This is a genomic window from Streptomyces sp. MNU76, from assembly GCF_020982545.1.
Lineage (GTDB): Bacteria > Actinomycetota > Actinomycetes > Streptomycetales > Streptomycetaceae > Streptomyces.
This window is the reverse complement of sequence record NZ_JAJKLK010000003.1, coordinates 152,847-178,895: the sequence shown is the minus strand read 5'-3', so window position 1 is coordinate 178,895 and position 26,049 is coordinate 152,847. Positions and strand designations below refer to the sequence as shown.

21 protein-coding genes and 2 pseudogenes are annotated in these 26,049 nt (G+C 71.0%); 11 read left to right on the top strand and 12 right to left on the bottom strand.

What is annotated here, in order from left to right; translation table 11 throughout:
- From ctaD to E4N62_RS48570, 5 genes are all read right to left on the bottom strand, one after another.
- Positions 1-1,728, bottom strand: a complete 1,728-nt coding sequence (gene ctaD, locus E4N62_RS07140) for a cytochrome c oxidase subunit I (protein ID WP_230212920.1) — start codon at positions 1,726-1,728, stop codon at positions 1-3.
- A 264-nt stretch (positions 1,729-1,992) separates the two neighbouring features.
- Complete coding sequence (locus tag E4N62_RS49295; protein ID WP_374116976.1) at positions 1,993-2,295, bottom strand: FAD-binding oxidoreductase; 303 nt, start codon at positions 2,293-2,295, stop codon at positions 1,993-1,995.
- 91 nt (positions 2,296-2,386) lie between these two features.
- Positions 2,387-3,052 carry a vitamin K epoxide reductase family protein gene (locus E4N62_RS07130; RefSeq protein WP_230212918.1) on the bottom strand — a complete coding sequence of 222 codons (666 nt, stop codon included), beginning with the start codon at positions 3,050-3,052 and terminating at the stop codon, positions 2,387-2,389.
- Positions 3,049-3,462, bottom strand: a complete 414-nt coding sequence (locus E4N62_RS48575) for a hypothetical protein (protein WP_308184873.1) — start codon at positions 3,460-3,462, stop codon at positions 3,049-3,051. The genes E4N62_RS07130 and E4N62_RS48575 overlap by 4 nt, the downstream gene beginning before the upstream one ends.
- Positions 3,456-3,719, bottom strand: coding sequence for a hypothetical protein (locus tag E4N62_RS48570; RefSeq protein ID WP_308184872.1), 264 nt, complete (start codon positions 3,717-3,719; stop codon positions 3,456-3,458). The genes E4N62_RS48575 and E4N62_RS48570 overlap by 7 nt, the downstream gene beginning before the upstream one ends.
- 212 nt (positions 3,720-3,931) lie before the next feature.
- On the opposite strand from E4N62_RS48570, the gene E4N62_RS48565 reads away from it, so the two are divergent.
- Entirely contained in the window at positions 3,932-4,144 is a 213-nt protein-coding gene (locus E4N62_RS48565) for a hypothetical protein (protein WP_308184871.1), read from the top strand.
- A gap of 13 nt (positions 4,145-4,157) precedes the next feature.
- Here the strand turns inward: E4N62_RS48565 and E4N62_RS07115 are convergent, their stop codons facing one another.
- From E4N62_RS07115 to E4N62_RS07100, 4 genes and pseudogenes are all read right to left on the bottom strand, one after another.
- Complete coding sequence (locus E4N62_RS07115) at positions 4,158-5,450, bottom strand: TIGR02679 family protein (RefSeq protein WP_230212916.1); 1,293 nt, start codon at positions 5,448-5,450, stop codon at positions 4,158-4,160.
- A pseudogene (locus tag E4N62_RS07110) lies at positions 5,447-9,533 on the bottom strand (TIGR02680 family protein). Before E4N62_RS07110 ends, E4N62_RS07115 begins: the two are co-directional and overlap by 4 nt.
- 50 nt (positions 9,534-9,583) lie before the next feature.
- Positions 9,584-10,930 (bottom strand): TIGR02678 family protein, encoded by a 1,347-nt coding sequence (locus tag E4N62_RS07105; protein ID WP_230212914.1) that lies wholly within the window; start codon positions 10,928-10,930, stop codon positions 9,584-9,586.
- Complete coding sequence (locus tag E4N62_RS07100; protein WP_230212912.1) at positions 10,927-12,459, bottom strand: TIGR02677 family protein; 1,533 nt, start codon at positions 12,457-12,459, stop codon at positions 10,927-10,929. The genes E4N62_RS07105 and E4N62_RS07100 overlap by 4 nt, the downstream gene beginning before the upstream one ends.
- A 301-nt stretch (positions 12,460-12,760) precedes the next feature.
- Here E4N62_RS07100 and E4N62_RS07095 point away from each other — a divergent pair, with 301 nt between their 5' ends.
- Positions 12,761-13,591, top strand: a complete 831-nt coding sequence (locus tag E4N62_RS07095; RefSeq protein WP_230212910.1) for a serine/threonine-protein kinase — start codon at positions 12,761-12,763, stop codon at positions 13,589-13,591.
- Here the strand turns inward: E4N62_RS07095 and E4N62_RS49290 are convergent.
- Complete coding sequence (locus tag E4N62_RS49290) at positions 13,485-14,039, bottom strand: ricin-type beta-trefoil lectin domain protein (protein WP_374116975.1); 555 nt, start codon at positions 14,037-14,039, stop codon at positions 13,485-13,487. The genes E4N62_RS07095 and E4N62_RS49290 overlap by 107 nt on opposite strands.
- 722 nt (positions 14,040-14,761) lie before the next feature.
- On the opposite strand from E4N62_RS49290, the gene E4N62_RS07090 reads away from it, so the two are divergent.
- The 7 genes from E4N62_RS07090 (at position 14,762) to E4N62_RS07060 (ending at position 21,940) form a co-directional block, all read left to right on the top strand.
- Positions 14,762-15,673 carry a transposase gene (locus E4N62_RS07090; RefSeq protein ID WP_230212908.1) on the top strand — a complete coding sequence of 304 codons (912 nt, stop codon included), beginning with the start codon at positions 14,762-14,764 and terminating at the stop codon, positions 15,671-15,673.
- Between the two features lie 778 nt (positions 15,674-16,451).
- On the top strand, positions 16,452-17,114 hold the full coding sequence (locus E4N62_RS07085) for an urease subunit gamma (RefSeq protein ID WP_308184941.1): 663 nt from the start codon (positions 16,452-16,454) through the stop codon (positions 17,112-17,114).
- Complete coding sequence (locus tag E4N62_RS07080; protein ID WP_230212906.1) at positions 17,098-18,951, top strand: urease subunit alpha; 1,854 nt, start codon at positions 17,098-17,100, stop codon at positions 18,949-18,951. Before E4N62_RS07085 ends, E4N62_RS07080 begins: the two co-directional genes overlap by 17 nt.
- A gap of 97 nt (positions 18,952-19,048) precedes the next feature.
- Positions 19,049-19,723, top strand: coding sequence for an urease accessory protein UreF (locus tag E4N62_RS07075; RefSeq protein WP_230212904.1), 675 nt, complete (start codon positions 19,049-19,051; stop codon positions 19,721-19,723).
- A 30-nt stretch (positions 19,724-19,753) separates the two neighbouring features.
- Positions 19,754-20,452, top strand: a complete 699-nt coding sequence (gene ureG / locus E4N62_RS07070; protein WP_230212895.1) for an urease accessory protein UreG — start codon at positions 19,754-19,756, stop codon at positions 20,450-20,452.
- A 26-nt stretch (positions 20,453-20,478) separates the two neighbouring features.
- On the top strand, positions 20,479-21,357 hold the full coding sequence (locus E4N62_RS07065) for an urease accessory protein UreD (RefSeq protein ID WP_230212892.1): 879 nt from the start codon (positions 20,479-20,481) through the stop codon (positions 21,355-21,357).
- A gap of 40 nt (positions 21,358-21,397) precedes the next feature.
- Positions 21,398-21,940: an isochorismatase family protein gene (locus E4N62_RS07060; protein ID WP_308184940.1), complete on the top strand. Its 543-nt coding sequence runs from the start codon at positions 21,398-21,400 to the stop codon at positions 21,938-21,940.
- On the opposite strand, the gene E4N62_RS07055 is transcribed toward E4N62_RS07060, so the two are convergent.
- Positions 21,932-22,732 (bottom strand): hypothetical protein, encoded by an 801-nt coding sequence (locus E4N62_RS07055; RefSeq protein ID WP_230212889.1) that lies wholly within the window; start codon positions 22,730-22,732, stop codon positions 21,932-21,934. The two genes, E4N62_RS07060 and E4N62_RS07055, sit on opposite strands and share 9 nt — an antisense overlap.
- Positions 22,729-23,277, bottom strand: a complete 549-nt coding sequence (locus tag E4N62_RS07050; RefSeq protein ID WP_230212887.1) for an ATP-binding cassette domain-containing protein — start codon at positions 23,275-23,277, stop codon at positions 22,729-22,731. Before E4N62_RS07050 ends, E4N62_RS07055 begins: the two co-directional genes overlap by 4 nt.
- A gap of 423 nt (positions 23,278-23,700) precedes the next feature.
- On the opposite strand from E4N62_RS07050, the gene E4N62_RS07045 reads away from it, so the two are divergent.
- Both E4N62_RS07045 and E4N62_RS07040 read left to right on the top strand, forming a co-directional pair.
- Complete coding sequence (locus tag E4N62_RS07045; protein WP_230212885.1) at positions 23,701-24,930, top strand: NAD(P)/FAD-dependent oxidoreductase; 1,230 nt, start codon at positions 23,701-23,703, stop codon at positions 24,928-24,930.
- 121 nt (positions 24,931-25,051) lie between these two features.
- A pseudogene (locus E4N62_RS07040) lies at positions 25,052-25,909 on the top strand (PP2C family protein-serine/threonine phosphatase); the annotation flags it as partial.
- Between the last annotated feature and the right edge of the window lie 140 nt (positions 25,910-26,049).

Below are 26,049 nucleotides of genomic sequence, written 5' to 3'. Positions count from 1 at the left end.
TCAGTTCACCGCCTCGGCCGCGGCGATCTCGGGGTGGTGGAGGTCGAAGGCCGGAGACTCGGACCGGATCCGCGGCAGCATGGTGAAGTTGTGCCTCGGGGGCGGGCAGGAGGTCGCCCACTCCAGCGAACGGCCGTAGCCCCACGGGTCGTCGACCTCGACCTTCTTGCCGTACTTGGCGGTCTTCCAGACGTTGTAGAAGAACGGCAGGATCGACAGGCCCAGCAGGAAGGACCCGATGGTAGACAGGGTGTTGAGCGCGGTGAAGCCGTCGGCGGCCAGGTAGTCGGCGTACCGGCGGGGCATGCCCTCGGCGCCCAGCCAGTGCTGGACGAGGAAGGTCAGGTGGAAGCCCGCCGTGAGTGTCCAGAAGGTTATCTTGCCGAGGCGCTCGTCGAGCATCTTGCCGGTGAACTTGGGCCACCAGAAGTGGAAGCCGGCGAACATCGCGTACACGACCGTGCCGAAGACCGTGTAGTGGAAGTGCGCGACGACGAAGTACGAGTCGGAGAGGTGGAAGTCCATCGGCGGCGAGGCCAGGATCACGCCCGTGAGGCCGCCGAAGACGAAGGTGATCAGGAAGCCGGTGGTCCACAGCATCGGCGTCTCGAAGCTGAGCGAGCCCTTCCACATGGTGCCGATCCAGTTGAAGAACTTCACGCCCGTCGGCACCGCGATCAGGAACGTCATGAAGGAGAAGAACGGCAGGAGGACGCCGCCGGTGACGTACATGTGGTGCGCCCACACCGTCACCGACAGGCCCGCGATCGCGATCGTCGCGCCGATCAGGCCCATGTAGCCGAACATCGGCTTCCGGGAGAAGACCGGGATCACCTCGGAGACGATCCCGAAGAACGGCAGCGCCAGGATGTACACCTCCGGATGACCGAAGAACCAGAACAGGTGCTGCCACAGCAGTGCGCCGCCGTTGGCCGCGTCGAAGACATGGCTGCCGAACTTGCGGTCGCACTCCAGTGCGAACAGGGCCGCCGCCAGGACCGGGAACACCATCAGGATCAGCAGCGCGGTCAGCAGCACGTTCCAGGTGAAGATCGGCATCCGGAACATGGTCATGCCGGGCGCGCGCATGCAGATGATCGTGGTGATGAAGTTGACCGCGCCGAGGATGCTGCCGAAGCCCGACAGCGCCACACCCATGATCCACATGTCGGCGCCGAGGCCCGGCGAGTGGACGGCGTCGGACAGCGGCGCGTACAGGAACCAGCCGAAGTCGGCGGCGCCGCCCGGCGTGAGGAAGCCGAACGCGGCGATCGACGAGCCGAACAGGAAGAGCCAGTAGGCGAGCATGTTCAACCGCGGGAACGCCACGTCCGGAGCGCCGATCTGCAGCGGCATGATCCAGTTGGCGAAGCCGGTGAACAGCGGCATCGCGAACATCAACAGCATGATCGAGCCGTGCATGGTGAACGCCTGGTTGAACTGCTCGTTCGACATGATCTGCGTGCCCGGACGGGCCAGCTCGGCGCGCATCAGCAGGGCCATCACCCCGCCGACGATGAAGAACGCGAACGCGGTGACCAGGTACATCGTCCCGATCTTCTTGTGGTCGGTGGTCGTCAGCCAGTCCGTCCACGACGATCCGCCCGCCGTGTGCTCCGCCCGTCCGGATGCCTCGTCGGCCACGGCGACCGCGGCGCGCGGCCGCTCGGTCCCCGTCTTCCGTATCTGTGCCTCGTCCACCGGACGGCGTCCTCCCCATCTGCTCATGTCGTCGACGAGCCGGAAATGCCGTGGTGCGGGATGTTCACCTGGCTCTTGCTTGTCGCCGCCTCATGATCGGCGGTGGGGTACCGGGTCCGGATAGGGCCGAAGGGCCCCTCCCAGGACCCTGCGCAGGGGTCCAACGTCCCCACTTCGCGTCGCTGAGCGGCGCGGCGCGCATCGCCCCGCACGCCGGTCGTACGCTGCTGAGCACCGACCGGTCCACGAGCGGGTGGAAAGGCCGAATCACCACCCCCGACCGCAGCGTCGTCACGGCTTCGGCTCGACGTGCCGGACCGGATGCACAGCCTCCTCGACGCCGTCACGAACCTGGGCCGGGGCCTCGAACTCCCCCAGCGCGGGTCCCCGACGCAGCGGGTCGCCGACGCGGGTGCGCGCCACCAGTGCCTCACTCACCCCACCTGGGCCGGTGGAGCGGACATGGAACTCCAGCGCCCCGTCCGGACGGGGCGCGCAGGCGACGGAGTACGGCCGCCACGTGTGGCCGGAACGCGGCAGGTGAACCGAACCGGCGGAAATGCCTCCGCTCGCACGTTCCCGCGACGGCGTCATCACCCGGCCCGGGGGTGCGCTCCCGGTCGCGGGCCTACGAACCTCCGCGCCCGCCCACCCGCCGAGCGTGGTCGTGCGGGGGCCCGCTGGCTCAGAGCAGGGTCTGCCAGTAGTCCCAGAAACGGGTGACGATCAGCATCACGATGCTCAGGTACCAGGTGACCGGTACCGCCCAGTGGAACTCCAGCACCCCGGCCACCAGCACGCGGGGCGCACGGATGATCCCGTGCCGCAGGTTGTGCGCGGTGACGTACCAGAACATCGCGACGGTGGCCGCCCATGCCAGGCAGCACCACAGGCACAGCGCGCCGATCTCGTACAGCGCCTGCGTCATCAGCCACATACAGAACCCTGCGCCGAACAACGTGCCGGCGTTCAACCCGAGCCAGAACCAGCGGCGGAAGCGGGCCCCGGCCAGCAGTGCCGCGCCGATCGCGACGACCACCGGGTACGAGAGCAGGCCGAGCAGCGGGTTGGGGAAGCCGAACACGGAAGCCTGGTCGCTCTTCATGACGTTCGCACACGACAGGACCGGGCTGAGGTTGCACGAGGGCGAGAAGTCGGGGTCCGCAAGGAGCTGGAACTTGTCGATGGTGATGACGAAGGAGGCGAGGACGCCAAGGGCGCCGGACACGATCAGCAGCCAGGCGAAAGCCCGCCCGGCCCCGCTCGTGCTCGCCGACGTGATCTCCCGCTCGTCTCCGCCCCCCTGAGTCGCAGTGGTGAGATGGTGCACGGTCGTGGTGGTGCCGGTCATCGGGTTTGTTCCGCCTTGGCCCTGTTCGGGGTGGGCCGGGGGCCCACAGTGGTCGACACGTCGCTGCCGCCGCGCGGAGCACGGCCGTTGGCCGGCTCCGGTACGCCGGGGACGGCCCCGCGGGCTGCCCCCTTTGGCCACACGACCTCGACCGGAACGCCGTGGGCGCGGGCGTATGCCACCAGATGCGCGGTGGCATCACGGCCGTTGGACGGCGAGCCGTCCCACACGGCAAGCAGCTGACGACATCCCGCGATCATCCGCTCGTCCTCGCCGATACACGCGTCCCGGTCCGCCGGGTCGTACGCCAGCAGACGCACCTGCTGGGCGAGGACCAGCACCCCACCGGTCGCCGCCCGGTCACGCTGCGGCAGCAACGCCGGCACCATCCCCTGAGTGGGAATCACCACGACGAGTTCCCGACCCGCCGCCCGCACCGCCCGGCTGAACGCCACCGGCACCCCGCCCCCACGCGCACCAGCCCCGGCACCCGCTCGGGCAGGCGATCCAGCACCGCCCGCAACTCGGCCTCCACCAGCTTCAGCGTGTGCGAAGCGAGGTCGGCGTGCCCGACCGCCAAGATCATCTCTCCGCTCACCTCCCGTCGTACGGTGCTCTCGCTCTGCCGTTCGTCCACGCACTGCACGGCCCCGCCCGCCTCGCTCATGAGCGGTGCCGCAAGACCAAGCCCACAGGCGGGATCCAAAGCGTCGGCGCACGGGCGGAACCGCAGGATCAGTGAAGTCAGTACGCGCAACCGGCGACAAGGGCCGAACGGCCCTGCCCGAGAATGTCGACGCGCCTTCGGCCAAGTCCGTCAGACCTGCCGGCGGCCCCTGCCTCTTCCGAGGAGAGCGACGGCTCGGGCGGGGGCGTCCCGTGACTGGCCAGGAGGTGCACCCGGAGCACCTCGGCGACCTGCGCGCCGACCTGCTCGACCGGGTCGAGGCTGACACCTGGGTCCTGCGGGATCAGGCCGATACGCCGCCCTCGCACCTCCCGCCACGCCCGCTCCCCGAGCCCGGTCTGCTCCTCACCCCTCCGAGAAGCCGGAGGCCAGGAGGATCCGAACGGCCGCTCGTACCCTCGTAGCGTCAAAGGAGCGTCACGACCAGCCAGGGCGACGCCTCTGCTGAGCCGTACCAGCGAGATCCTTCAACAACACTTCCGCCACCAGTTCCTCGACCACGGCGATGCCGTGCTCCGCCATGGCCTCGGCCAGGTCGAGATCCCAGGGCGCTTCGGTGATGCGTCCCGGCTGAGGACCGCGTGGGTAGAGGGCGACCGCGGCACGATAGTCCGCGGCCGTCATGCGCCAGGGACGCGCCGGCGTCTTGTCCAGGACATACGCGGCGATGCGGACGCCTTCTCCGTCGAAGTCGCCGTGGTAGCGAAGCGCCGCGCCGTGGTCCGCGAGCATGCGCAGGAGCTGGATCGCGGCGCTGTTGGGCCAGCCGGACGTACAGACGAGCGGCGGGCAGCAGGGCCCGAAGCGGCGTAGGGCCAGGGCCAGGACGCTGGGGTTCTCCACGACGTGGACGACGGGTACAGGGGCCTCGGAAAGGGTGAACTCGCCCGGGTGACGGACGTGGGCGAGGGTCAGACAGGCGGCCTGGCCGGCCTCCGCGCACGCTGTGGCCACCCGGGCGAGCAGGCCGTCACCGGCCGGACGCAGTCCGCCGACGAGGACAGTGGCGGACAGCTCGTCGTCGGCGACTCCCGCGCGGGTCCACAGGGCACGCCGCTGCGCGGCGGACTGCGGCGGGAGGGTGTCGTACAGGGTCGCCAGGGCGCGCAGGACGAGTGCGGACAGGGGTGTGCCGTCGTCGAGTGCGTGCGTCCGGCCGCTCAGGACCCGGGCGGCGAAGACGGGCAGGGGTTCTGCCTGGCCGGGCAGTTCGGCGAGCACCTTGAGCGCGTCCGTGAGCAGCGTACGGGTGTGCTCCACCGAGCCGGCGACCACGCCGGCCGCCCGGCAGGTGGCGGCCCAGTCGGAGAGCGCCGGCTGGGCCCTCACCGTCTCGTGCTCGGCCAGCCAGGTCCACAGCTCGGCCCGCTCGTCCCTCTGGCGGCGCCGCTCTCCGGCTCTGTCGCCGAGAGGGCCGACGAGTGTGGTGACGACTTCTCGTACCGTGCGGCCGGTGAGTTCGGTGACGGCCTCCTCCAGGCGGGTCAGGGGGACGGAGGGGCGTGCGTCCGGCAGGCGGTCGAGGCCGAGGAGGTCGGCGAGCGCCTCGCGCTGGGGGTCGTCGAGCGGTCCGAGGCGCACCCGTGTGACGGGGCGGCCGGAGGAGAGGCGGCTGTGGAGCGTGTCCCAGAGGGGGCGCAGTTCCGGGCGGCGCAGAGTGGCATCGCCCGGGGCCGGTTCCGGGGGGATCGCGGCTTCGGCGCTGGTCATCCCGCCTCCAGGTCGCTGCCGTTCCAGACGAAGCGGGCGCTGGTGACCGCGTCGTCGTCCCCGCCGGTGAGGAGTTGGTGGACGGCGATGCCGGGCAGTTCGCCGTAGGTGCACCATTCGTGGTCGGAGGTGACCATGAGGTCCAGGTCGAGGGCGGTGAGCAGCGCGAAGACCTGCCCGCGGTTGACGGTGTCGACACCGACGAAGACCTCGTCGAGCAGGATCGGCCGGGGGGCCAGGGGCACGGCCTCGTAGTGGGCGGCGACGGCGGCGAAGAGGGGCAGGTGCAGTGCGATGGCCTTCTCTCCGCCGGAGAGCGCGCCGTGCAGCTTCTTGGTCAGCGGCTGCCAGCCGCTTCCGTTCGCCCGGTCGAGGCGGACGGTGAAGCGGTGCCAGGCGGTGTAGTCGAGCACCTCACCGAGCTGTTCCTCCCAACTCGCGGCCGTCTCACTGCCCTTGGCCTCCTCGATACGGGCGCGGAAGAAGACGTGCAGGGCCTCCCGGTCGCTCTCGGTGACCCGGCCGGGGTCCTTGAGCAGCAGCTGGCGGGCGGTGCGGGTGCTGTCCGGAAGGTCCGGGCGGACGTCCCAGACGAGTTGGACGGCGACGTTGGAGGCGGTGCGGACCCGCTCCAGGTGCCCGTTCATGCGGTCGACGAGTTCACCGGCCTGGCGGATGCGGGCCGCGAGGTGGCGGCGGATGTCGCCGGTGAGGATCTGGTCGAACAGGCGCCGCTCGGCGGTCGTGATGTCGTCCCGGCTGCGGTCGCGTTCCTCGGTGAGCGTGCCGAGCAGACCCGCCGCCCCCACCCGTACGCCGTCCAGGGTGGCGGTGAAGAGCTGGATGTCGTCGTCCGGTTCCAGGTCCAGGTCGGCGCGGGTGCCGAGACGCTGGCGGGCCTCGTGGACCGCCTCGGACAGGCGGGTCGCGGCGTCGCCCAGGTTGCGTGGGGCGTGCGGGAGGTCCGGCCACTTCGCCGCCGTGGCGCGGGCGGCCTCCAGGGTGGCCTTGGTGCCGTCCCCGGCGTCGAGTGCCGGTGTGATGCCGGCGTCCTCGGCCAGCCCGGCCAGGCACAGGTGCCGGAACCGGTGCGCCGCTGAGTCCCGGGTCGCAACGGCCTGTTCCCGGCGTTCGGCGTCCTGGCCGCTGGTGGCCCGCAGTTCTCCGACCTGTCCTTCCAGACGCAGCAGGAGTTCGGCGGCCCGGCCGGCCTCCTCACGGCAGCGACGCAGCTCGGTGCGCGCCTCTGCGACGCGTGCGACGATCTGCCGGTAGTCCGCGCCGACGGTGGCTTCCACTGCCTCCAGACGCGCTTTCAGCCCCGTTGCCTCCGCTTCGGCGGCGGCCGCGTCCTCGGCGCGTTCCTCGGCGGTCCGGCGCGATCGGTCCGCCTGGGCGGCCCGCTGGCGGGCCCGGTCGGCGGCGGCGGTCGCGGCGAGCCGGGCGTCCACCCAGTTGTCGGCGGTGTCCCGGAACCTGTCGATGGCGTCGGAGAGCGTACGCAACCGGGCGCGGTCGGTGGGCAGTCCGTGTTCGGCGGCTCTGCGGTCGAGCGTGCGCAGCGCGCCCGCCACCTCCCTCTCGCACCGCGCCAGACGTCCGGCGACGTCACGCACGGCGTCGTCCCGAGCCGCCACGGTGTCCTCCGCGCGCTCCCGGTCACGCCGTCGGACGTCGAGTTCCCGGTGGTCGGGGCGGGCGGCGCGGTCGGCGTCCAGCCGGGCGCGGCGGGCGGCGAGGCCGCGCAGCCGGTCGTCGAGTGCGGCGAGGGAGGCGTTCGTCTCGCCGATGCGGTCGGTCAGTTCGCCGATCATGCGCTGCCGGGCACGCTGACGTGCCAGGGCGCCGATGTGGGCCGGCTCCGGCTTGCTCCAGGTACCGGTGGCGAGCGCGAGTCGCCAGGCGCCGTCGGCGGAGACGGCCGCGGAGTGCCCGCCCGGCAGAGTGGGTCCGTAGGCGATGCCGGCGAGGATGCGGGTCACGGTGTCGACCGGGACGGGGAGGTCCTCCTCGGGCCTCAGCACCTCCAGCAGGCTGGGCCCCGGGGCGGTCGCGGCCAGGGCGGCCTCGGCGCGGGTGTCGTGACCCGGCAGCGTGAGTCCGTCGTAGGGACTGACCCAGGCGTCCAGGAGACCCGACGCCTCCAGTGCGGCCTCCACCGCGGACTGGACGGGGAGCGGGACGCCTTCGCGGAAGGCGACCACGCGCCACAGGGGTGCCCGCCGTCGCCGTACGGACGGCGGTGCGGGTGGGCGGGGGCACGGGCGGCAGGTCGGTCTCACCGATCAGCCGTCGTAGCTTCTCCTCCAGCCGGCTCCGCTCGTCCCGCAGGCCCTGGCGTGCGGCCCGGGTGGTGGCCTCCGCCTCGGCGATCTCCTGTGCCAGCGGGCGCGCGGCGGCTTCGGTCAGGGCCGTGACCTCGGCCTGAGCCGCTGCTGCGGCGGCGAGTGCGTCGAGGTCGGTGATGCGCAGTTCCGTGCAGTCCTCGGCCCAGGCGAGGAGGCGCTCCACCTGTGCGGCGAGGGCGTCGTCCCAGGCGGCGGACGCCTCGTCCCGCCGGGCGATCGCCTCCGCGAGGCGGGTGCGGGCCTGGTCCAGCAGTTCCTCGGCGGCGCCTCGGTCGCGTACGGCGCGGTCATGCTCGTCGATCGCCTCGGTGACGAGGGTGACCTGCTGCCGTCGGGCGGTGTCCGCGCCGCGCAGCAGCCGACGGGCTTGTCGCGCGCCGTTCTCGGCCGTCGTGCGCGGGACGCCGCCCTGGTCGCGTCCCGTGCCGTGGGGGAGGGCCACCGCGGGATCCGCCGCGTCGAGGACCGTCCTCACCTCGTGGTGGATGGACTCCAGCCCTGCTGCCCGAGCCGCCCTGTGTGCTTCCCCGGCGGCTTCGCGCGCGTGCTCGCCGAGTGTGCGGGCCTGGTCCGCCGCCTCGTCGGCGTGCCGCTGGTCCTTCTCCGACCCGGCCTGAGCGGCCCGGGCGGCGGATCGCTGCCGCTCGGCGGCGGCAGCCACGTCTTCGGTGCGGCGGCGGAGCCGGTCGAGTTCCTCGCCCTGCCGGTACGCGTCGCTCTCGCGCAGGCCCTCGACGGTCTCCTCCAGGGCATGGGCGCGCAGTTCCTGTTCCTCGCGCCGGGCCTGGGCCGACTCGCGTTCCGCCAGCGCCTGTCGGAGTTTCTCGGCGCTCTTCCGGGCGACGCGGGTGAGGTCGTCCATCTCGGTGGTGGCCGAGATGAGCGCGGCGGAACTCGCGCGCAGGACGCGCCGCGCGTAGGCACGCTGCCGGGACGCGACGGTCTCGGCGGCCGTCACCTCGTCGTCGAGCCGTCTGAGGTGTTCGCGCTGCCGGTCGAGCCGTTCGAAGCCCTCGGCGAGTTCGGCGATCTCCCCCTCGCCCAGCGGGGGCAGGGCACGCGACAGCAGGGTGGAGAGCAGGGACGGGTCGAGCCGCTCCGACAGTTTGGGCTGACGCAGCTGGAGCAGCGCCGACAGCAGCGACTCGTAACGCTGCTCCCCCATCCCCGCGAAGAGTTCACGCCGTACGGCCGTGCGGTAGTCGGTGGCCGAGGCATGGACGTCGCCGCGGTCGCGCAGGGCTTCGGCGAGGGCGGCCCGGGTCAGTGGCTGTCCCGCCTCGTTGACGAGGAGCACACCGCCGGGACGGGCGATCCTGGAGCCGGTGGTGAAGTAGTCGGCGTGTACCGCGCTGGTGTGCACGCTCGCCTGCAGGCGCGCCCCGCAGCCGAACCACCGCTCGGTGCCGTCGTCGCCGACGCGGCGGAACTCCATCCACACGTATCCGACGCGGGTCTTGCCGGAGGCGCCCTCGCCCAGCAGGTTCCAGTGCATGGTGCGTTCCGAACCGCCGAACGTGGACAGGCGGTTGGGGCGGAGGCTGGCGTCGAAGAGGAACGGCAGCAGCAGTTCCAGGGCCTTGGACTTGCCCGAACCGTTCTGGCCGCGCAGCAGCAGGCGGCCCTGGTGGAAGGTGAACGTCTCGTCGTAGTAGCGCCAGACGTTGAGAATGCCGGCGCGGTGGGGCTGCCAGCGGCTGCCGGTGGCGTCCGCCGCTCGGGCGGCCCCTGCCACGGCCGGTCCGGTGGGCTCCGACCTCCGGGGGAAGGGAAGCTCGGTCACGCTCACTGCTCGTCTCCTTCTGCGGCGACGCCCTCGGCAGCCGTGCCGACTGCCGCCCGGGGGGAGGTGGCGTCCCACGCCGGTCCGGGTTCGTCGTCCCGGCCCGGACTCGTCGTCCGTGTCAGGCGGTAGCGGTATGCGGCCGGGCACGCGACGGCCCGCCCCCCGGCCAGGCGGGCCAGGCCGACGTCACGAAGGACGCGTACGGCGTCGTCGGACAGCCGGGCCGCGCCGTCCTCGGACTGGTACGCCCTGGCCCACCGCGGGAAGCGCCGCAGCAGATCCGCTCCGGCCTCGGCGAGCTGCTCGGGCAGCAGCCCGGCGGGCGCGGCGCACAGCGGCTCCAGGAGGAGCAGCGCGGCGACCCGGGCGGTGGACGTGTCGTCGGGGAAGCGGACATCGGTGGCCAGCCCGTCCGGGTCCACGAGCAGGAAGCCCTCGGCTCGTTCCTCCAGCAGGAAACCGGCCTGCTCGACCGAGCGGCGCAGGATCTGGCGACCGGTCAGGGAGGTGACGTACGCCAGCTCGTCGTCGGTCAGGTCCGTCCGGTACAGCACGGGGTCGTCGAAGAGGCGGCGCAGCACCGAGTGGCGCAGCCTCAGGTTGCGTTGCGCGTCCGTGGCGGCCCGCTCGCCGTGCGCCTCGTCCACCGCGCCGTCGGTGACCGCGCCGCCGTAACGGCGCTCGCGCACCAGACCGGTGAGGAGTTCCCCGAACCGCGCGGGCACCTCGTCCGGGGGTACGGCGAGCCGGGAGGCGCCGACGGGCGCGGCGGGCAGCCGCATCAGCAGCGTGGTGTCCACCCGGTAGAGGACCTTCGCCTCGGCCGACTCGACGTACGCCTCGGTGGTCCCGTCGACCGCGCGCAGCACGTCGTACGACTCCAGCAGTTTCAGGACGTCGACGAACGCCATTCGCTCCGGCTTGTGCACCGGGTCGAACGCGGGCAGCGCCCGGTCGGCCGACGTGGCCTGCACGACACGGTCGGCGAGCATGCCGATGGTCGTCATCGGCATGGACAGCAGCTCTGCGGCGGTCACGCACAGCAGTACGTAACGCCGGCGGTCGAACGGGGCCCGGCCGGAACGGGCCCTGCGGGCCGGCCGGGTGCCGTCCGGGTCGGCGCGGACCTTGGTGAGGCGGGCGTAGCCGCGGCGCGGTTCCACCACCAGGCTCCAGCCGCAGGTGTAGTCGAACCACTGGGCCAGCGGCTCGCGACGGCGGCGTACCAGTTCGAAGCCGGCCGGGTCGGTGGCCTCGGTCAGCAGGGGCCTGGCCAGCAGGAGACGGATGGCGCGGGCGACCTGCTCCCGTTCCGCGGCGGCGAGTTGGTTGGCGAGGGTGCTCATCCGGCTGCCTCCCGCCGCGCGGCGCCCGGCCGTGGGAGGGGGCTCGCTTCGCCGGCCGCTGTGATGAGGACGACGTAGTCCGGTCCGGCGAGTGTGCCCTTCGTCGTGCGCAGGACGGCGGTGCGCTCGTCGGGCGGCGGGAACAGCGCGATCTCCACCCGGCCGTCCCCCGTAGAGGCGCGCCGTGAGCCGGTCGTGTCCGGCCGGGCGGCCAGGGCCCGGCCCACCAGGTCGAGCAGCCGCTCGAAAACGGCGGGATCGAGTGTGCCGAAGGAGGACAGGCGCACCGGGCCGTCCGTCTGCAACGCCTGCCAGGCACGCGCGAGTTCAGCCCGCTCCGCGCGGGCCCGCTCCGCGCGCTCGGCCCTGACCGCCGTGACGTCCCGCACCCTGGCCGTGCGGGTGAAGCGCTCCGTCCGTCCGCTGGTCCGCAGCAGCGCCGACACCTCCACGGGCGGGGCCTCGGACCAGGAACGGGACGACGGGATCAACTCCGGGTCCGGATGGGCGAGGTGGGCGTGGCGCGCCGGGCCGAGTCCGAAGGCCGCCGACCACAGGCGGTGCAGGTCCTCCTCCGCGGGGGCGGCGGCGAACCAACGCGCCAGCTCCCGGAAGTCCTGTACGGCGCTGGAGGAGCGGCGCCGTGACTCGTTGATCCGCTCCAGGACCTGCAGCAGGGAGACGATGGCGCGCCGGGCGATGTCGTGCAGCTGCTCGATCCGGGGCCGTGCCCCGTCGTCCGGCAGGAACCACGCCCGCAGGCCCGCCCAGCGCGCCCGCCTGCTCTCCAGCCAGCCGGCCGCGGGGTCCTCACCGGCGACCGGGGGCAGTTCGGCCCCGCGCAGGGCGCGCTCGCGCAGCACGGCTGTCCCCCGCTCCTCCACCCGGGCCACGGCGGCGGCGACCGCCTGTCCGCGCCGGTCGAGGTTGACCAGGAACTCCTGCAGATAGGCGACGGTGGCGGCCTTGACCTCGCGGAAGACCTCCAGGTCCGCGCCCTCGGCACGCAGGAGGCGCTGCAGTTCGCCGTTGAACGCCTTGGTGTTCTCCACCAGGGCATCCGAATGCGCCTCCAGCTCGCGCAGCGTGCTGAAGATCCGCCGGTCGGCGGAGGCGGGTTCGCCGGACAGCAGGCACAGGTCGTCCAGGCGGTCGGCGATGGCCTCCAGCACGGCCGTCTGCAACGCCCCTGTGGAAGCCAGCACATCGAGCGCGTGCCGCACTCCGGCGAGAGCCGCCTCACCCCGGCGGGTCAGCGAGTACTGGAGGTTGCGCCGCTCGTACTCCTCGGCCGTGCGGTAGCTCTGCGCGTGGTTGTGCACGACGTCGAGGAGTTCCCACTTCACGAGCCGGGCGAGCGCGTCGTGCAGTTCCCCGTCGTCGACGTCCGCCACCCAGCCCACCATGCGCAGTCGTTCGCGTACCGCGTCGACCCCCAGCGTGGTTTCGAGGTGCTCGCCGGCCACGCCGAAGGCGTCCAGCACCGCCCCGTTCAGATCGGCCTTCTCTCCGGTCGTGAACCGGAACATCTCCGGTGGCACCCTGCGCACGCCTGTCGTCCCTCCCCACCGCCCCGGCGGCATCGGTGATCTCCACCGTAGAGGGCGGCACCGACATCACGGGCCGTGTCCGGGAAGAGGGGCGTGCGCCCCGGTCTGCCGGGGAATGGGCGGTGACCGGCCTCCCGCGGGCACGGACGGTGGTCTAGCGTGACCGTGGACACCGGTTCCGCCCGATTGTGAGGCCCTTCGTGCACATCGCGCCCCTCAGCCCCGACGACCCCTGCGAGCTGGGCGGATACGAACTGCTCGGCCAGATCGGCAGGGCGGGATGGGCCAGGTGTACCTGGGCGAGTCGCCCGGCGGGGAACCGGTCGCCGTCAAGGTGATCAAGCCGTCCGTGGTCGACTCCGAGACGCGGACGCGGTTCGCGCAGGAGGTGGAGATCCTCAAGACGATCTGGGGTGCCCGGATCGCCGCTCTCCTGGACGCCGATCCGGACGCCGAGCGCCCCTGGCTGGCCACCGAGTACGTCGAAGGGCTCGACCTGAGTCGGCACGTGGCCGCCCACGGCCCGCTCCCCGCGCTGTTGACGGCGGCGCTGGGCGCGACGCTGGCCGAGGCACTGGCCGGCGTGCACCGGCAGGGTCTGCTGCACCGTGACCTGAAGCCGGCCAACGTGCTGCTCGGACCGAACGGACCGAAGGTGATCGACTTCGGGCTCGCGGTGTTCGCCGAGTCGAGCGTGTCGCTGACCGCGCCGCACATGGTCGTCGGCACCCCCTCGTGCATGCCGCCCGAGCAGGCGAACGGTGAGAAGCCCCTGACCCCGGCGGTCGACGTGTACGCGCTGGGCGCCGTCCTGCTGTTCGCCGCCTCGGGCCACGCCCCCTACCGCGCGGACCACATCCACCTGCTGTTCCACCAGGTCGCCGACCCCGGTGCGCGCCCGACCTGTCCGGGACCCCGGACGAACTCGTCCCGCTGCTCACCGCCATGCTGGCCCACAGCCCGCAGGACCGGCCCGCCTACCACAACGTCAGCAGCCCTCTGGGTCAGTAGCCCAGCTTCCACTTCTGGTTACCGCCGCCATTGCAGCCCAGAACATACGCGCTCCCGTTGCTGTCGCTGTCCAGGCACTGGCCGGCTCCGGGCGCCCTGAGCTCGACCCTGCTCCAGTCCGATCCGACACCATCCCATTCGGTGTTCGGGTCGCCGCAGGACAGCGTGGACAGACCGAAGGTCCTGGACAGGCACAGCCCGGTCGCCTTGTTCCGGATCTTGACCTGGTCGTAGGTGTCGTGGCCCTGGAACTCCACGCTCCAGGTCTGGTAGTCATTCCCCTGCGTACAGGGGTTCGTGTAGACGAAGCCCCGGCCGCTCTCCCCGCCGTCACTGCTGTCCAGACACAGCCCGGTTGCCCAGTTGCGCAGGAAGTCCGTGCCGATGGAGCGCGCAGCAGATGCGGGAGCGGCACTCGTGAAAGCCAAACCGGCGGACAGACCCAGCGCCAGCACCCCAGCCCTCAAACGACGCGAGAGCAGCCCTCCAGCCGAAGCCCGGCTGACGGCCTGTGCGCTGTCTGCCCGCCTCACGTCCCGCCTCCGCATGTCAACCATGTTCAACTTCCTCTGCCTTCTCTCGGCTTTCACAACAGGAGCTTCACCGCACCTGGTGCAGCACTGCTCCCACGGAACCCACACCCTCCAGACGCCCGCCCAGAACAACGGGTTTTCCTCATCACTGTGATCCACATCTCACACGAAACGCCCACGCCACAAGCCACCAGGTATCCGTGGTTCGGTACGGAAGGTTCTGGCCGCGATTCCGTGAATCCCCAGGTCGGCGTACGACTGCGGGAACGTTTCTCGTGGGGATTGCCCTGGTATGGGGGCTGCCGCGATCGAGGATGTGCTGTTTCCCGGGATCGATGTCCGTGTCACGGCGGTGCACGCCACAGAGGAGAGAGTCGCTGTGGAGGCGTCGTCGTGTGGGCAGCCGCCGGCCTGCCCGGACTGCGGCTGACCGGGACTTCGCGTGCACTCCCGGTATGTGCGCCTCGTGGCCGAACGCCCCCTGGTGGGGCAAGCGTTGGTGATCCGGCTGAGTGTGCGCCGCTTCTTCCGGCGAGCGGGCCTCGTGCCGTCGGAGAACGTTCGTCGAGCAGGTCCCGGATCCGAGCGAGCGGTATCGCCGTCACAGCGTTGGGCTGCGGCGATGGATGCAGACCGTCGCTACGTTCCTGGGCGGTCGTCCCGGTGAACGCCTATGCCGGTTCCTGCAGTTACCTGCCGGCCGAACTCATCTGCTGGGCCTGCTCACGACCCCGGTGGTGCCCGAGCGCGCGCCGCGGGTGCTGGGTGTCGACGAGTTCGCCTTCCGCAAGGGCTGGCGCTACGGAACCGTCCTGGTCGACGTCGAAGCGGCCCGCGTGGTCGATGTCCTGCCCGACCGGGACGCAGCCACCTTCGCTGGCTGGCTGCGCGAACATCCCGGCGCGGAGATCATCTGCCGGGACCGGGCCAGCGCCTACTCCAGCGCCGTCCGCGAAGCCGCACCAGGAGCCCAGGAGGTTGCCGATCGCTGGCATTTGCTCCACAACCTCTCCTCCGCGGTCGAGAAGACATGCCATCAACACCGCTCCTGCCTGCGCAAACAGGCCGAAGCGGATCGCGATGCGGAGCCCCGGCGGATCATCGATCCCCTGCCACCGCCGACGCTGCCGCCCACGAAGATCGCTGTCCGCACTGTCGACCGGTACTCCGACATCCATTCCCTGGTTTCACATGTATCCGACGGGCATAAGGAACGCCCAGTCAGTCGATCATCCCCGCCAGTAGACACTGACGACGGGATTGAGGACGACCGGCGCAACGGGACCGCACCGAACGAGACGATCACCGAACACACCCGGGGGAAGCGCACGGGTTGTCGGGGGCCACGGCCACCCACGACGAGACGGTGGGCGCGTTCGAGAACGCGCCGCCTCACGGTAGGCGACCACGCCCCGCCCGGGTACCGATTCGTCGGCTGGGTTGTGCGGTACGTGCCGCGCCCTCCGGCTCCGCCGTGGTGCCGGGTGCCCGGAGCGACGTGGTCGGTGACCGACTCGGAGACGATCCCCGAGCGGCGTGGCACCCCTCGTGGTCGGAACCCCGAAACGTCACTACTGGCGTCCCGGGGCCCCAGCCCTGATCCCATGGCGCTCTACACGAGCGGGCTCAGGGCCTGTTACGGCATCTGAATGCTGACCTGAGCAGCGGCCGTCGTCCAGCCGTCCGCCAGCACGGCCGTGACCCAGGTCGTGAACTGCCCCGCAACCGGTCGGCTCTGGGTTCGACGACGTCACTTCGTCATGGAACTGCTGGGCGACGCACTGTGGTTCCACGCGGTCCGCGTCGGGCATGCTCAGGTAGTGGCTACCGGCGGCGTCCGATCAGGCCGCAGTTCTTCCTCGCCTTCTGCCTCGGCCGCGTCGCACGCGGCCGCCTCTTCGGCCCTCACAGGTCGCCTCCCTCGCTGCGCCACGAGGGCTGCCAGAGCGACTGCCAGCGGTCGCCCGTGAACTTGTTCCAGCAGCGCGTGCACACCGGCCGCTGCGCCGCAGCTCCGGGAAGGCCGCGTTTCGTTTGCAGCAGGTGTGCTCTGGCGCCCGCTTCCGGAAGGCTTCGCCGAAGCCCGTACTGGCGTGAAGCGGACCGCTCACATGGGTGACGCCTCTCCCTCGACAGCACTGCTCGCACGTGTGCCGGACAGCCGGCAGTTTTCACCGCACGGAAGACAGTGGGCTTACTCACGAGATCAGCCGATGCCTCTCCGCCCCGCACGCGGGTGTTGCGCCCCGCATGCCCCCTTTGACCCCGGTTCACTCCATCCGGGCCAACCAGACCGTTTCACTGTCCATGGGTTCCCTCCCTCTTCCAGGATCGGTCTACGACAGGCGCGACCGATGGCATCCCTTTATTCCGTTTTGTGATGCCTGCCGCGCGGGCGAAGCGACGGACAGGAGAAGGGGGACCGGAGTGCATCTGACTCCGCATGAGCAGGAACGTCTGTTGATCCACGTGGCGGCCGATGTCGCCCAGCGGCGGCGTGAACGCGGTCTGCTGTTGAACTATCCCGAGGTCATGGCGCTGTTGACGGCGCACGTCTATGAGGCGGCACGGGCCGGGGCAACGGTTGATGCGGTGATGGAGTCCGGGCGCCATGTGCTGCAGCGCAGCGAGGTCATGGACGGCGTGCCGGAGATGATCGACAACGTCCAGGTCGAGGCGACGTTCCCGGACGGCACGAAGCTGGTGACCATCCACGATCCGTTCGATGAGGCGTCCACCAAGGTGGACATTCATCCCGGCAAGCCGGAACTGCTGCCGGACGAGGACGAACACCGGGTGGTCTTCAACGAAGGCGCGACGCCCGTGCCGCTGGTGGTGCGCAACCCCAAGGACCGTCCGATCCAGGTGGGCTCCCACTTTCACTTCGCCGAGGCCAACGAGGGACTCAAGTTCCGCCGTGAGGCCGCCCACGGAATGCGGCTGCACATCCCTTCCGGTACATCCGAACGGTTCGAGCCCGGCGACAAGCGCACCGTGATGCTGGTGCCGATCGCCGGTGAGCGGATCGTCCACGGGCTGCAGGCCGACAAGAGCGAAGAGGAGAAGCACCTCGATGCCGGACAGGACTGAGAAGAACAAGGCCAAGAAGGACAAGCCCTGGGACCCACTGCTGCGTTCCCGCTACGCCGACCTGTACGGGCCGACCGCCGGCGACCGGGTCCGGCTCGCCGACACCAATCTCGTCCTGCGCATCGACGCCGACTGGTGCGGCGGCCCGGGGATCAGCGGGGATGAGATGGTCTTCGGCGGCGGCAAGGTGATCCGCGAGTCGATGGGCCAGTCACACATCCCCCGCGACGACCCCCGCGAACCGGTGGACACCGTGATCACCGGCGCTCTGATCCTGGACCACTGGGGCGTGGTCAAGGCCGACGTCGGGCTGCGCGACGGCCGCATCCGGGCCATCGGCAAGGCGTACAACCCAGAGACCATGACGCCGCCGGCCAGTCTCGACCCGCGCGCGTCGGCCTTCGTCGTGGGGCCCGAGACAGAGGTGATCTCCGGCAAGGACCGCATTCTGACCGCGGGCGGCGTGGATACCCATGTGCACTTCCTGTGCCCGGAGCAAATCCACGAGGCCGTCGCCTCGGGGGTGACGACGCTGATCGGCGGGGGCACCGGGCCCGCCGAGGGCAGCACGGCCACGACCGTTACACCAGGCAAGTGGCACATCCAGCGCATGTTCGAGGCGCTCGACGCCTTCCCGGTCAACATCGGCCTGCTCGCCAAGGGCAGCACCGTCTCCGAGAAGGCGCTGCACGACCAGGTCGCGGCCGGTGCCCTGGGCTTCAAGATCCACGAGGACTGGGGCGCGACGCCGGCCGTGATCGACGCGGCGCTGAACGTGTGCGAGGAGACCGGGGTCCAGGTCGCCCTGCACGCCGACTCCCTGAACGAGTCCGGCTTCGTGCACCACACCTTCGCCGCGACCAAGAAGGACCGCAGGACGAAGGACGCCAAGTACAGGAGCCTGCACATCTTCCACATCGAGGGCGCCGGCGGCGGCCACGCCCCCGACATGATCAGCCTCGCGAGCCGGCCGAACGTGCTGCCCGCGTCGACGAATCCCACCCGGCCCTTCACGGTCAACACCGTCAAGGAGCACGTCGACATGATGATCGTGTGCCACCACCTCAACCCGGAGGTCGAGGCGGACATGAAGTTCGCCGACTCCCGGATCCGGCCCTCCACCATGGCCGCCGAGGACCTGCTGCACGACATGGGCGCCATCTCGATGATGTCCTCCGACGCCCAGGCCATGGGCCGCATCGGCGAGATGATCATGAGGACCTGGCAGACGGCGCACGTCATGAAGTCCCGCTACGGTCACCTGCGCGAGGACGACGCGTGCGCGGACAACTTCCGTGCCCGCCGCTACGTCGCCAAGTACACGATCAACCCGGCCATCACCCACGGCATCGACCACGAGGTCGGCTCCGTCGAGACCGGCAAACTCGCCGATCTGGTGCTGTGGGAACCGAAGTTCTTCGGCGTCAAGCCGCACATGGTCATCAAGGGCGGCCAGATCTCCTACGCCCAGATCGGCGACGCCAACGCCTCCATCCCCACCCCGCAGCCCTACCTCCCGCGCCCCGTCTGGGGCTTCAAGGGCCGCGCTCCGGCGGCCAACTCCTTCAACTTCGTGGCCGAGGCAGCCCTGGACGGCGAACTCTCCCGGATCGGGCTGCTCAAGCCCCTGCGCCCGATCCGCTCCACCCGGGAGGTCACCAAGGCCGACATGGTCCACAACGACGGCGTCCCGAAGATCGACATCGACCCCGACACCTTCGACGTCACCATCGGCGGCGCCACCACGTCCGACGTCCGCACCACGGTCGACGGGCAGGAAATCGGACGCAACTACGCCACCGAACTTCCCCTGGCACAGCGGTACTTCCTCTTCTGACCACCACAGCTTCTGATTCTGACCACCACGGCCGGAATCGGTCACGCCCTCGCGACCGATTCCGGCACCTCCTCGCGAAAGGCGGTCCCGCCGCCCCATGAGCCGCACTGCCCTGCTCGTCCTGGCCGACGGCCGTTTCCCCGCCGGCGGGCACGCCCACTCCGGCGGAATGGAGGCCGCCGTCGCTTCCGGCCGGGTCCACGACACCGCGAGCCTGGAGGCGTTCTGCCGGGGCCGGCTGCATACCGCCGGACTGGTCGCCGCCGGCCTCGCCGCAGCCGCCGCCGACGGCTGCGACGCCCTCGCCCTGGACGAGGCCGCCGACACCCGCACCCCCGTACCGGCGCTGCGCCGCATCGCACGCCGTCTGGGCCGGCAACTGATGCGCGCGGCCCGGGCCACCTGGCCCAGCACCGACCTCGACCACCTCGCCCGACACCGGCCCCAGGGCGCCCACCAGCCGGTCGTGCTCGGCGTCACCGCCCGCGCCGCCGGACTCGCCCCGCTCGACGCCGCCCGGGCCGCCGCCTACGACAGCGTCGGCGGCCCGGCGACCGCCGCGGTACGCCTGCTGAGCCTGGACCCGCTCGACGCCACAGCCGTCCTGGCGCGGCTCGCCAGCGAACTCGACACCGTCGCGGACGCCGCGGACGCCGCGGCGCGCCGCGTCACCGCCGAGGGCGTCGGCGTCCTGCCCGCCGCCTCCGCTCCCCTGCTGGACATCACCAGCGAGCAGCACGCCGCCTGGACCGTCCGGCTCTTCGCCTCCTGACCAGCCCCGACCGACGCATGGAGCCTCCTCGTGCACCTCGACCACCCCGTGACGATGCCGCACCGCCACACCCACAGCGCCGAACCGCTGCTCGCTGACGGCGGCCACCGCGCCCTGCGCATCGGCTTCGGCGGGCCCGTCGGCTCGGGCAAGACCGCGACGGTGGCCGCCCTGTGCCGCGCCCTGCGCGACCGGCTGTCCATCGCCGTCGTCACCAACGACATCTACACCCAGGAGGACGCGGTCTTCCTGCGCCGTGAGGCCGTGCTGCCACCGGAGCGCATCACCGCCGTGGAGACCGGAGCCTGCCCGCACACCGCCATCCGCGACGACATCTCCGCCAACCTCGAAGCCGTCGAGCAGCTCGAACAGGACCTGGGCCCGCTCGACCTGATCCTCATCGAGTCCGGGGGAGACAACCTCACCGCGACCTTCTCCCGCGGGCTCGTCGACAGCCAGGTCTTCGTCATCGACGTGGCCAGTGGCGACGACATCCCCCGCAAGGGCGGCCCCGGCATCACCACCGCCGACCTCCTCGTGGTCAACAAGACCGACCTGGCACCGTACGTGGGAGCCGACCTGGACACCATGAGGGCCGACACCCGCAGGCAGCGGGGGGACCTGCCGTACGCCTTCACCAGCCTCACCACCCCCGACGGCATCCAACCAATCACCGACTGGGTCACCAACTGCCTCGCCGCCTGGCACGCCACCGGATCCGCCCGGTGAACATCACCGCCGCAAAGACGCCGGCCGTGATTCCAGCGCCGGCCGACGAACCGCTGCGAGCCGTCGGTGGCCCCCACGGTCGGCACTCCACCGAATCCGCCCCGGCGGACCCGTCCGGCGTCACCGCGACCGCCCAGATCCGAGCCGCCCACAACGGCCGCACCACGACGGTTCCGCTCCTGCACAGTGACGGTCCTTTCCACCTGCGCCGGCTACGGGCCCGCGGAGAGCAGGCACGTGTCTGTGTGCTCGGCGCGATGAGCGCACCGCTCGGCGGAGACCGGCTCGCCCTCGACATCACCGCCGGGACACGGGCCCGACTGGAGGTGACCACGGCCGCCGCCACCATCGCCCTGCGAGGCCCCACCACCATCGCCGCCACGTATGACGTACGGATCAGGGTGGACGACGACGCGACCCTGCACTGGCTGCCCGAACCCTTGATCAGTACCCGGGGCAGCACCCTGCACCAGACGTTCACCGTCGACCTCGCCCCCACCTCCCGTCTGGTCATGCGGGAGGAACAACTCCTGGGCCGCTCGGGCGAGGTGCCGGGCCACCTCACTACCCGCCTGGCCGTACGCCGCGGCGGACGACCGCTCCTCGACCAGCAGGCCGCCTACGGCTACCCGGCGCCGGCGTGGGACGGCCCGGCCGTCCTCGGAGCCCACCGGGCGACGGGGCAGCTCCTCCTGGTCGATCCTGGGCTGGGCACGCCCCAGGAGCCGCATGTCATCGGCGCCGACCCGGCCGAGGGACACGCGGTAGTGACCCCTCTCGCCGCCCCCCAGGCCCTCATCGCCACCGCCGTCGCCCCGACACCGGCCCAGCTGCGCCACCTCCTCGACACCGCCCTCGCCTACGCCTACGAGACGCCGAGGCCAGATGCCGACGGCGGGCAGTAGATCCATGAACGACGTGAACGCCGAACCGGAGGACAGGAACATGGGACGAGCACTGATCGTGGTGGACGTGCAGAACGACTTCTGCGAAGGCGGCAGTGTTCCCGTGGCAGGCGGCGCCCTGGTCGCCGTCAAATCCCGCGACCTGGTCGGACGCGCGGCAGAAGCCGGGTATCAGTACGTCGTGGCGACCCGCGACCACCACATCGACCCCGGGGACCATTTCTCCGACACCCCCAACTTCAAGACCTCCTGGCCCGTGCACTGCGTGGCCGGCACGCAAGGCTCCGACTTCCACCCGGACTTCCTCCCCGCCGTACACGCCGGAGCACTTGACGCTGTCTTCTACAAGGGTGCCTACGAGGCCGCCTACAGCGGTTTCGAAGGCGCCGACGAAGGCGGGACGGGGTTGACCGCGTGGCTGCGCGAGCACGGCGTCACCACCGTGGACGTTGTCGGTATCGCCACCGACCACTGCGTGAAGGCCACCGCCCTGGACGCCCGCACCGTCAACCTGAGGTCCTGGCGCCATCGCGCGGAACCTGCCAGCGATCAGGGGCCCTGGAGGAAGACCCCCTCACCGTGATCGCCCTGTCCGGACTCTTGTTCTGCGGGACCACGAGGAGCGGGAAGGGCGGTGGGTGTGGAGGACGAGCAGCGCCAGGGCACCGGTCGCTGCGGACCAGGTGAGGGAGAGCAGACCGTGAGACCAGGCACTCTGCGAGGTGAGGGCTGAGCTCAGCGCCAGCTGGTTCACGCCGTACAGAGGAAGCGCGGACACCCCCGCCACATCCATGAGCGTGTTGAAGACGGGATTCTGCAGGCCGGTGTCGACCAGGCTGAGCATGATGATGAGGAAGAAGCCCTCCAGCTCGCCGCGGACCAGAGAGCCGAGCAGAAGGCCGATGCCGCCGTAGACGAGGCCGGCGCCCGCAAGGGCCAGCGCCAGGGGTGCTGCGTGGCGTACGGGCAGGGAGATCCACAGCAGGATCGTCGTGTAGAGGGCCAGCAGCGCGGCAGTGAGGGCGACGGCGGCAAGCTTCGCCAGCAGCATCGGCAGCCGGGGGTAGCCGGCCAGCAGCAGACGGCGGTCCACCTCCCGCGATTGGAAGGTCTCGGTGAAGGCGATGAAGCCGGCGACCATGGTGATGGCGCCCAGCGCGCTGGCCACCTGGCCCACCTGGCTGGCCGGGGCGGAGACCGGGGCGCTGATGGCGTCCAGCCGGATACGCACCACTTGGTCGGAGGTGCACAAGCGCGCCACGAAAATCCAGACGGGGATGAACGCGACCGCCAGAACCAGGGCCAGCCGGTTGCGCAGGTGGCCCCGAAGGGTGCAGCGCAGCAGTTCGGTGAATGCCGTCCAGGAAAGCCTCAACGGTTCGACTCCTCGAAGTGCAGACGCCCCTGGCGCAGATGAGCGATCGCATCGAAGTGGTGCAGGTCGTGCAGCAGGTGCGAAACCACGATGATCGACCGGCCCTGATCACGCAGCTCGGCGGCCAGGGCCCAGAACCGCTGATGGGTGTCCCAGTCGAAGCCCTGGTAGGGCTCGTCCAGGACCAGCAACTGCGGATCCTGCATGAGAGCGATCAGCAGGTTCAGCTTCTGTCGCGTTCCGCCACTGAGCTCGCCGACCTGCTGTCGACGGCAACCGGTCAGCGCCAGCAGCTCCATCAGCTCGTCGGCGCGCTCCAGGGTCGGCAGCCGGTAGGCCATCTGGAACAACCGCAGATGCTGTCCGACGGTGAACGCGTCGTTCAGTACCGCCCGTTGCGGGCAGTACCCGACCGCCCCGGTCCGTGTCACCGTTCCGCGATCGGGCGCAAGGTTTCCTACGGCGATCTGCAGCAGAGTGCTTTTGCCCGCGCCGTTCTCGCCGACGACTCCCACCAACGTCCCGGCAGGCACGTCGAGATCCACATCGCGAAGGATCTGCCTGCCGCCGTATGCCTTGCAGACTCCGCTGATCCGCAGCCGTGGCCGGTGGCGCGTCGTTACTGCCTGCACATGAGCCCCTCGAATGATCGGACAGGTGGAGCGAGCCGACCCGGAGCCCGCCGCAGAGGTCGAGGCCGCGCAGGCTCATGTCCCCTGGCCTGCGCGGCTCATGAACGCTCATTTGCCCCCGGCCCGGACAGCCCGGACAGCTCGGACGGTCCGGCCCTCGGCGGACCGATCCGCCGCGCGAGGCGGCGCGCTGCTGCCCGGTGTCCAACGAGTCCGTACCGCTGGTGTAACGGCAGCCATCCGCTGTTCCGTTGAGCAGCCGACATCACCACTTGACAGGCTCGGCGCCTCCCCGTCGAGCGTGACCCGCTCCGCGGTCCGCCGTTGTAGGAGTCGATGCCCTCGACACCGCAGCAAAACCTCAGCGCTCCCACGATCGTGATCGGAGCGGGCCCTCACGGCCTGGCGGCCGCCGCAGTACTGCGCCGCTCCGGGGTGCCGACCGTGATCCTTGAACGATCGGCCCGGGTGGGAGCGAGCTGGGCGCAGCGCTACGACCATCTACGCCTGCACACCACTCCCGGTACCTCTAGCCTCCCCGGCCTGCCGGTGCCGCGCCAAGCAGGCCCGTGGGTGAGCCGGGACGACTATGTGCGATACCTGGAGAGCTACGTTGCCCATCACCGACTCGACGTCCGGGTGACCACCCTGGTGCAGCGCATCGAACGGGCCGAGCCGGGTTCAGGAGCACAGTGGCTGGTTCACACCCACGACGGCCCCATGACTGCTGATGCGGTCGTGGTGGCCACCGGCCGCTGCCACACCCCCAACGTCCCGCACTGGACCGGACGTTCGACCTTCACCGGCACGCTGCTCCACTCGGCCCACTACCGCTCTCCGGCCCCCTACCGCGGGCAGCACGTCCTGGTGGTCGGCGCCGGTAACAGCGGTACCGAGATCGCCGGCGTCCTCGCCGGGGCGGGAGCCGAACGGGTACGGATCGCAGTCCGTACCCCACCCAACATCCTTCCCCGCTCCAGCGCCCGATGGCACGCGGTCGGCCGGCTGACGGAGATCCTCCCGCTCACGTGGCGCGACCGCACCTCCCTGCTCACGCAACGTCTCGCGGTGCCCGATCTGACCTCCTGCGGACTGCCGCGGCCCCGCACGGGCCTGTACACCCGCAATGCCCGCGAAGGAGTCAACCCGGTGCTCGACCACGGCTTCGTGGACGCCGTCCGGTCAGGGCGGGTCGAGCCGGTCGCAGCCGTCCAGGCGTTCGACGGCCCCGACGTGTTACTGGCCGACGGCACCCGACTGCGACCCGACACGGTCATCGCCGCCACCGGGTACCAGCCCAACCTGCACGACCTGGTCGGGTCCCTGGGCGTACTCAACGAGGACGGGCAACCTCTCGCCGTAGGGGCACTGACCCGTCCCGAAGCCGCGCGCCTGTACTTCACCGGATACACCAATCCACTCACGGGTGTCCTTCGTCAGGCCGGCATCGAAGCGCACGCCATCGCGCACGCGTTACGGCGCGAGGCGGTGCGAGTCCCCCTTCCCTCCACCCGCGTGGGCGACCGCACGACCGACACACTCCGCAGAGGGCACGCTTCGAGCTGACGGGGCCTCGGTAGCTCGGGCCTTCGGCGGCGTCCCCCGCAGGGCGAGTGGATGGCATCGCGCCTACGGCGACACAGTCCCTGTCCTCCTGGGCCGATGACCAGGACCCGGCGGCCGGTGCGCCCTGACTCTGGGCCGCGCCCGGCGTCACGACGCCTTCACCCCTGCCGACCTGCCGCTGCTGGAGGACCTCACCCGCCGGGCGGGCCTGGCGCTGGACAACGCGCGCCTGTACCAGCGCCGGCGCAAAGTCGCCGAGACCATGCAACGCCACCTGCTGCCCCAACCGCCCGTCCGGCCCGGACTGGAGATGACCGCGCGCTACGTACCCGCTCCGGACGCCTCCTCCGTGGGTGGTGACGGGTACGACGCCTTCGCTCTGGCCGCCCACGCCCACGCACTGGCCATCGGTGACGTCGTCGGACACGATCTCGACGCCGCAGCCAGTATGGCGCGGGTCCGCAACATGCTGCGCGCCTTCGCCTGGTCCTACCCCGAGGCCGCACCCAGCGCCGTCGTCACAGGGCTCGACGATGCCGTGATGCACATAGCCGAGGTACCCATGGCCACCATGATCCTCGCCAGGCTCATCTTCGGGAAGGACAGACTGTGGCGCCTACGCTGGACGAACGCCGGCCACCCGCCGCCCCTGCTTATCACCCACGACGGCCAGACCCGCTACCTCGACGAGGCTCACGGCATACTCCTCGGAACCGGAGTCACCAGACCTCGCCCCGACGCCGTCACCGCCCTGCCACCCCGGGCCACGCTCCTGCTCTACACCGACGGACTGGTCGAATCCCCGCACCACTCCATCGATCACGGGCTTGACCGCCTGCGCCGACACGCGGCCTCCCTCGCCCACCGCCCCCTCGACTCCTTCTGCGACTTGGTGCCGGATCAGGTCCGCCCCAGCGACAACGATGACGACGTCGCCATGATCGCACTGCGCACGCTCCCTCCCGTACGTCCCGCCTGACCCGCGCGTGAGGCAGATCAAGTGGGCGGAACAGGAGACGGTCGAAGCTCCTGAGCCGGTGGGCTGAGGCTTCGAACGCCTCTCTCCGCCACGCGAGGACTTCGCGCGCTGCGGGCCCCGCACTGCCCCACCGGTGAGCG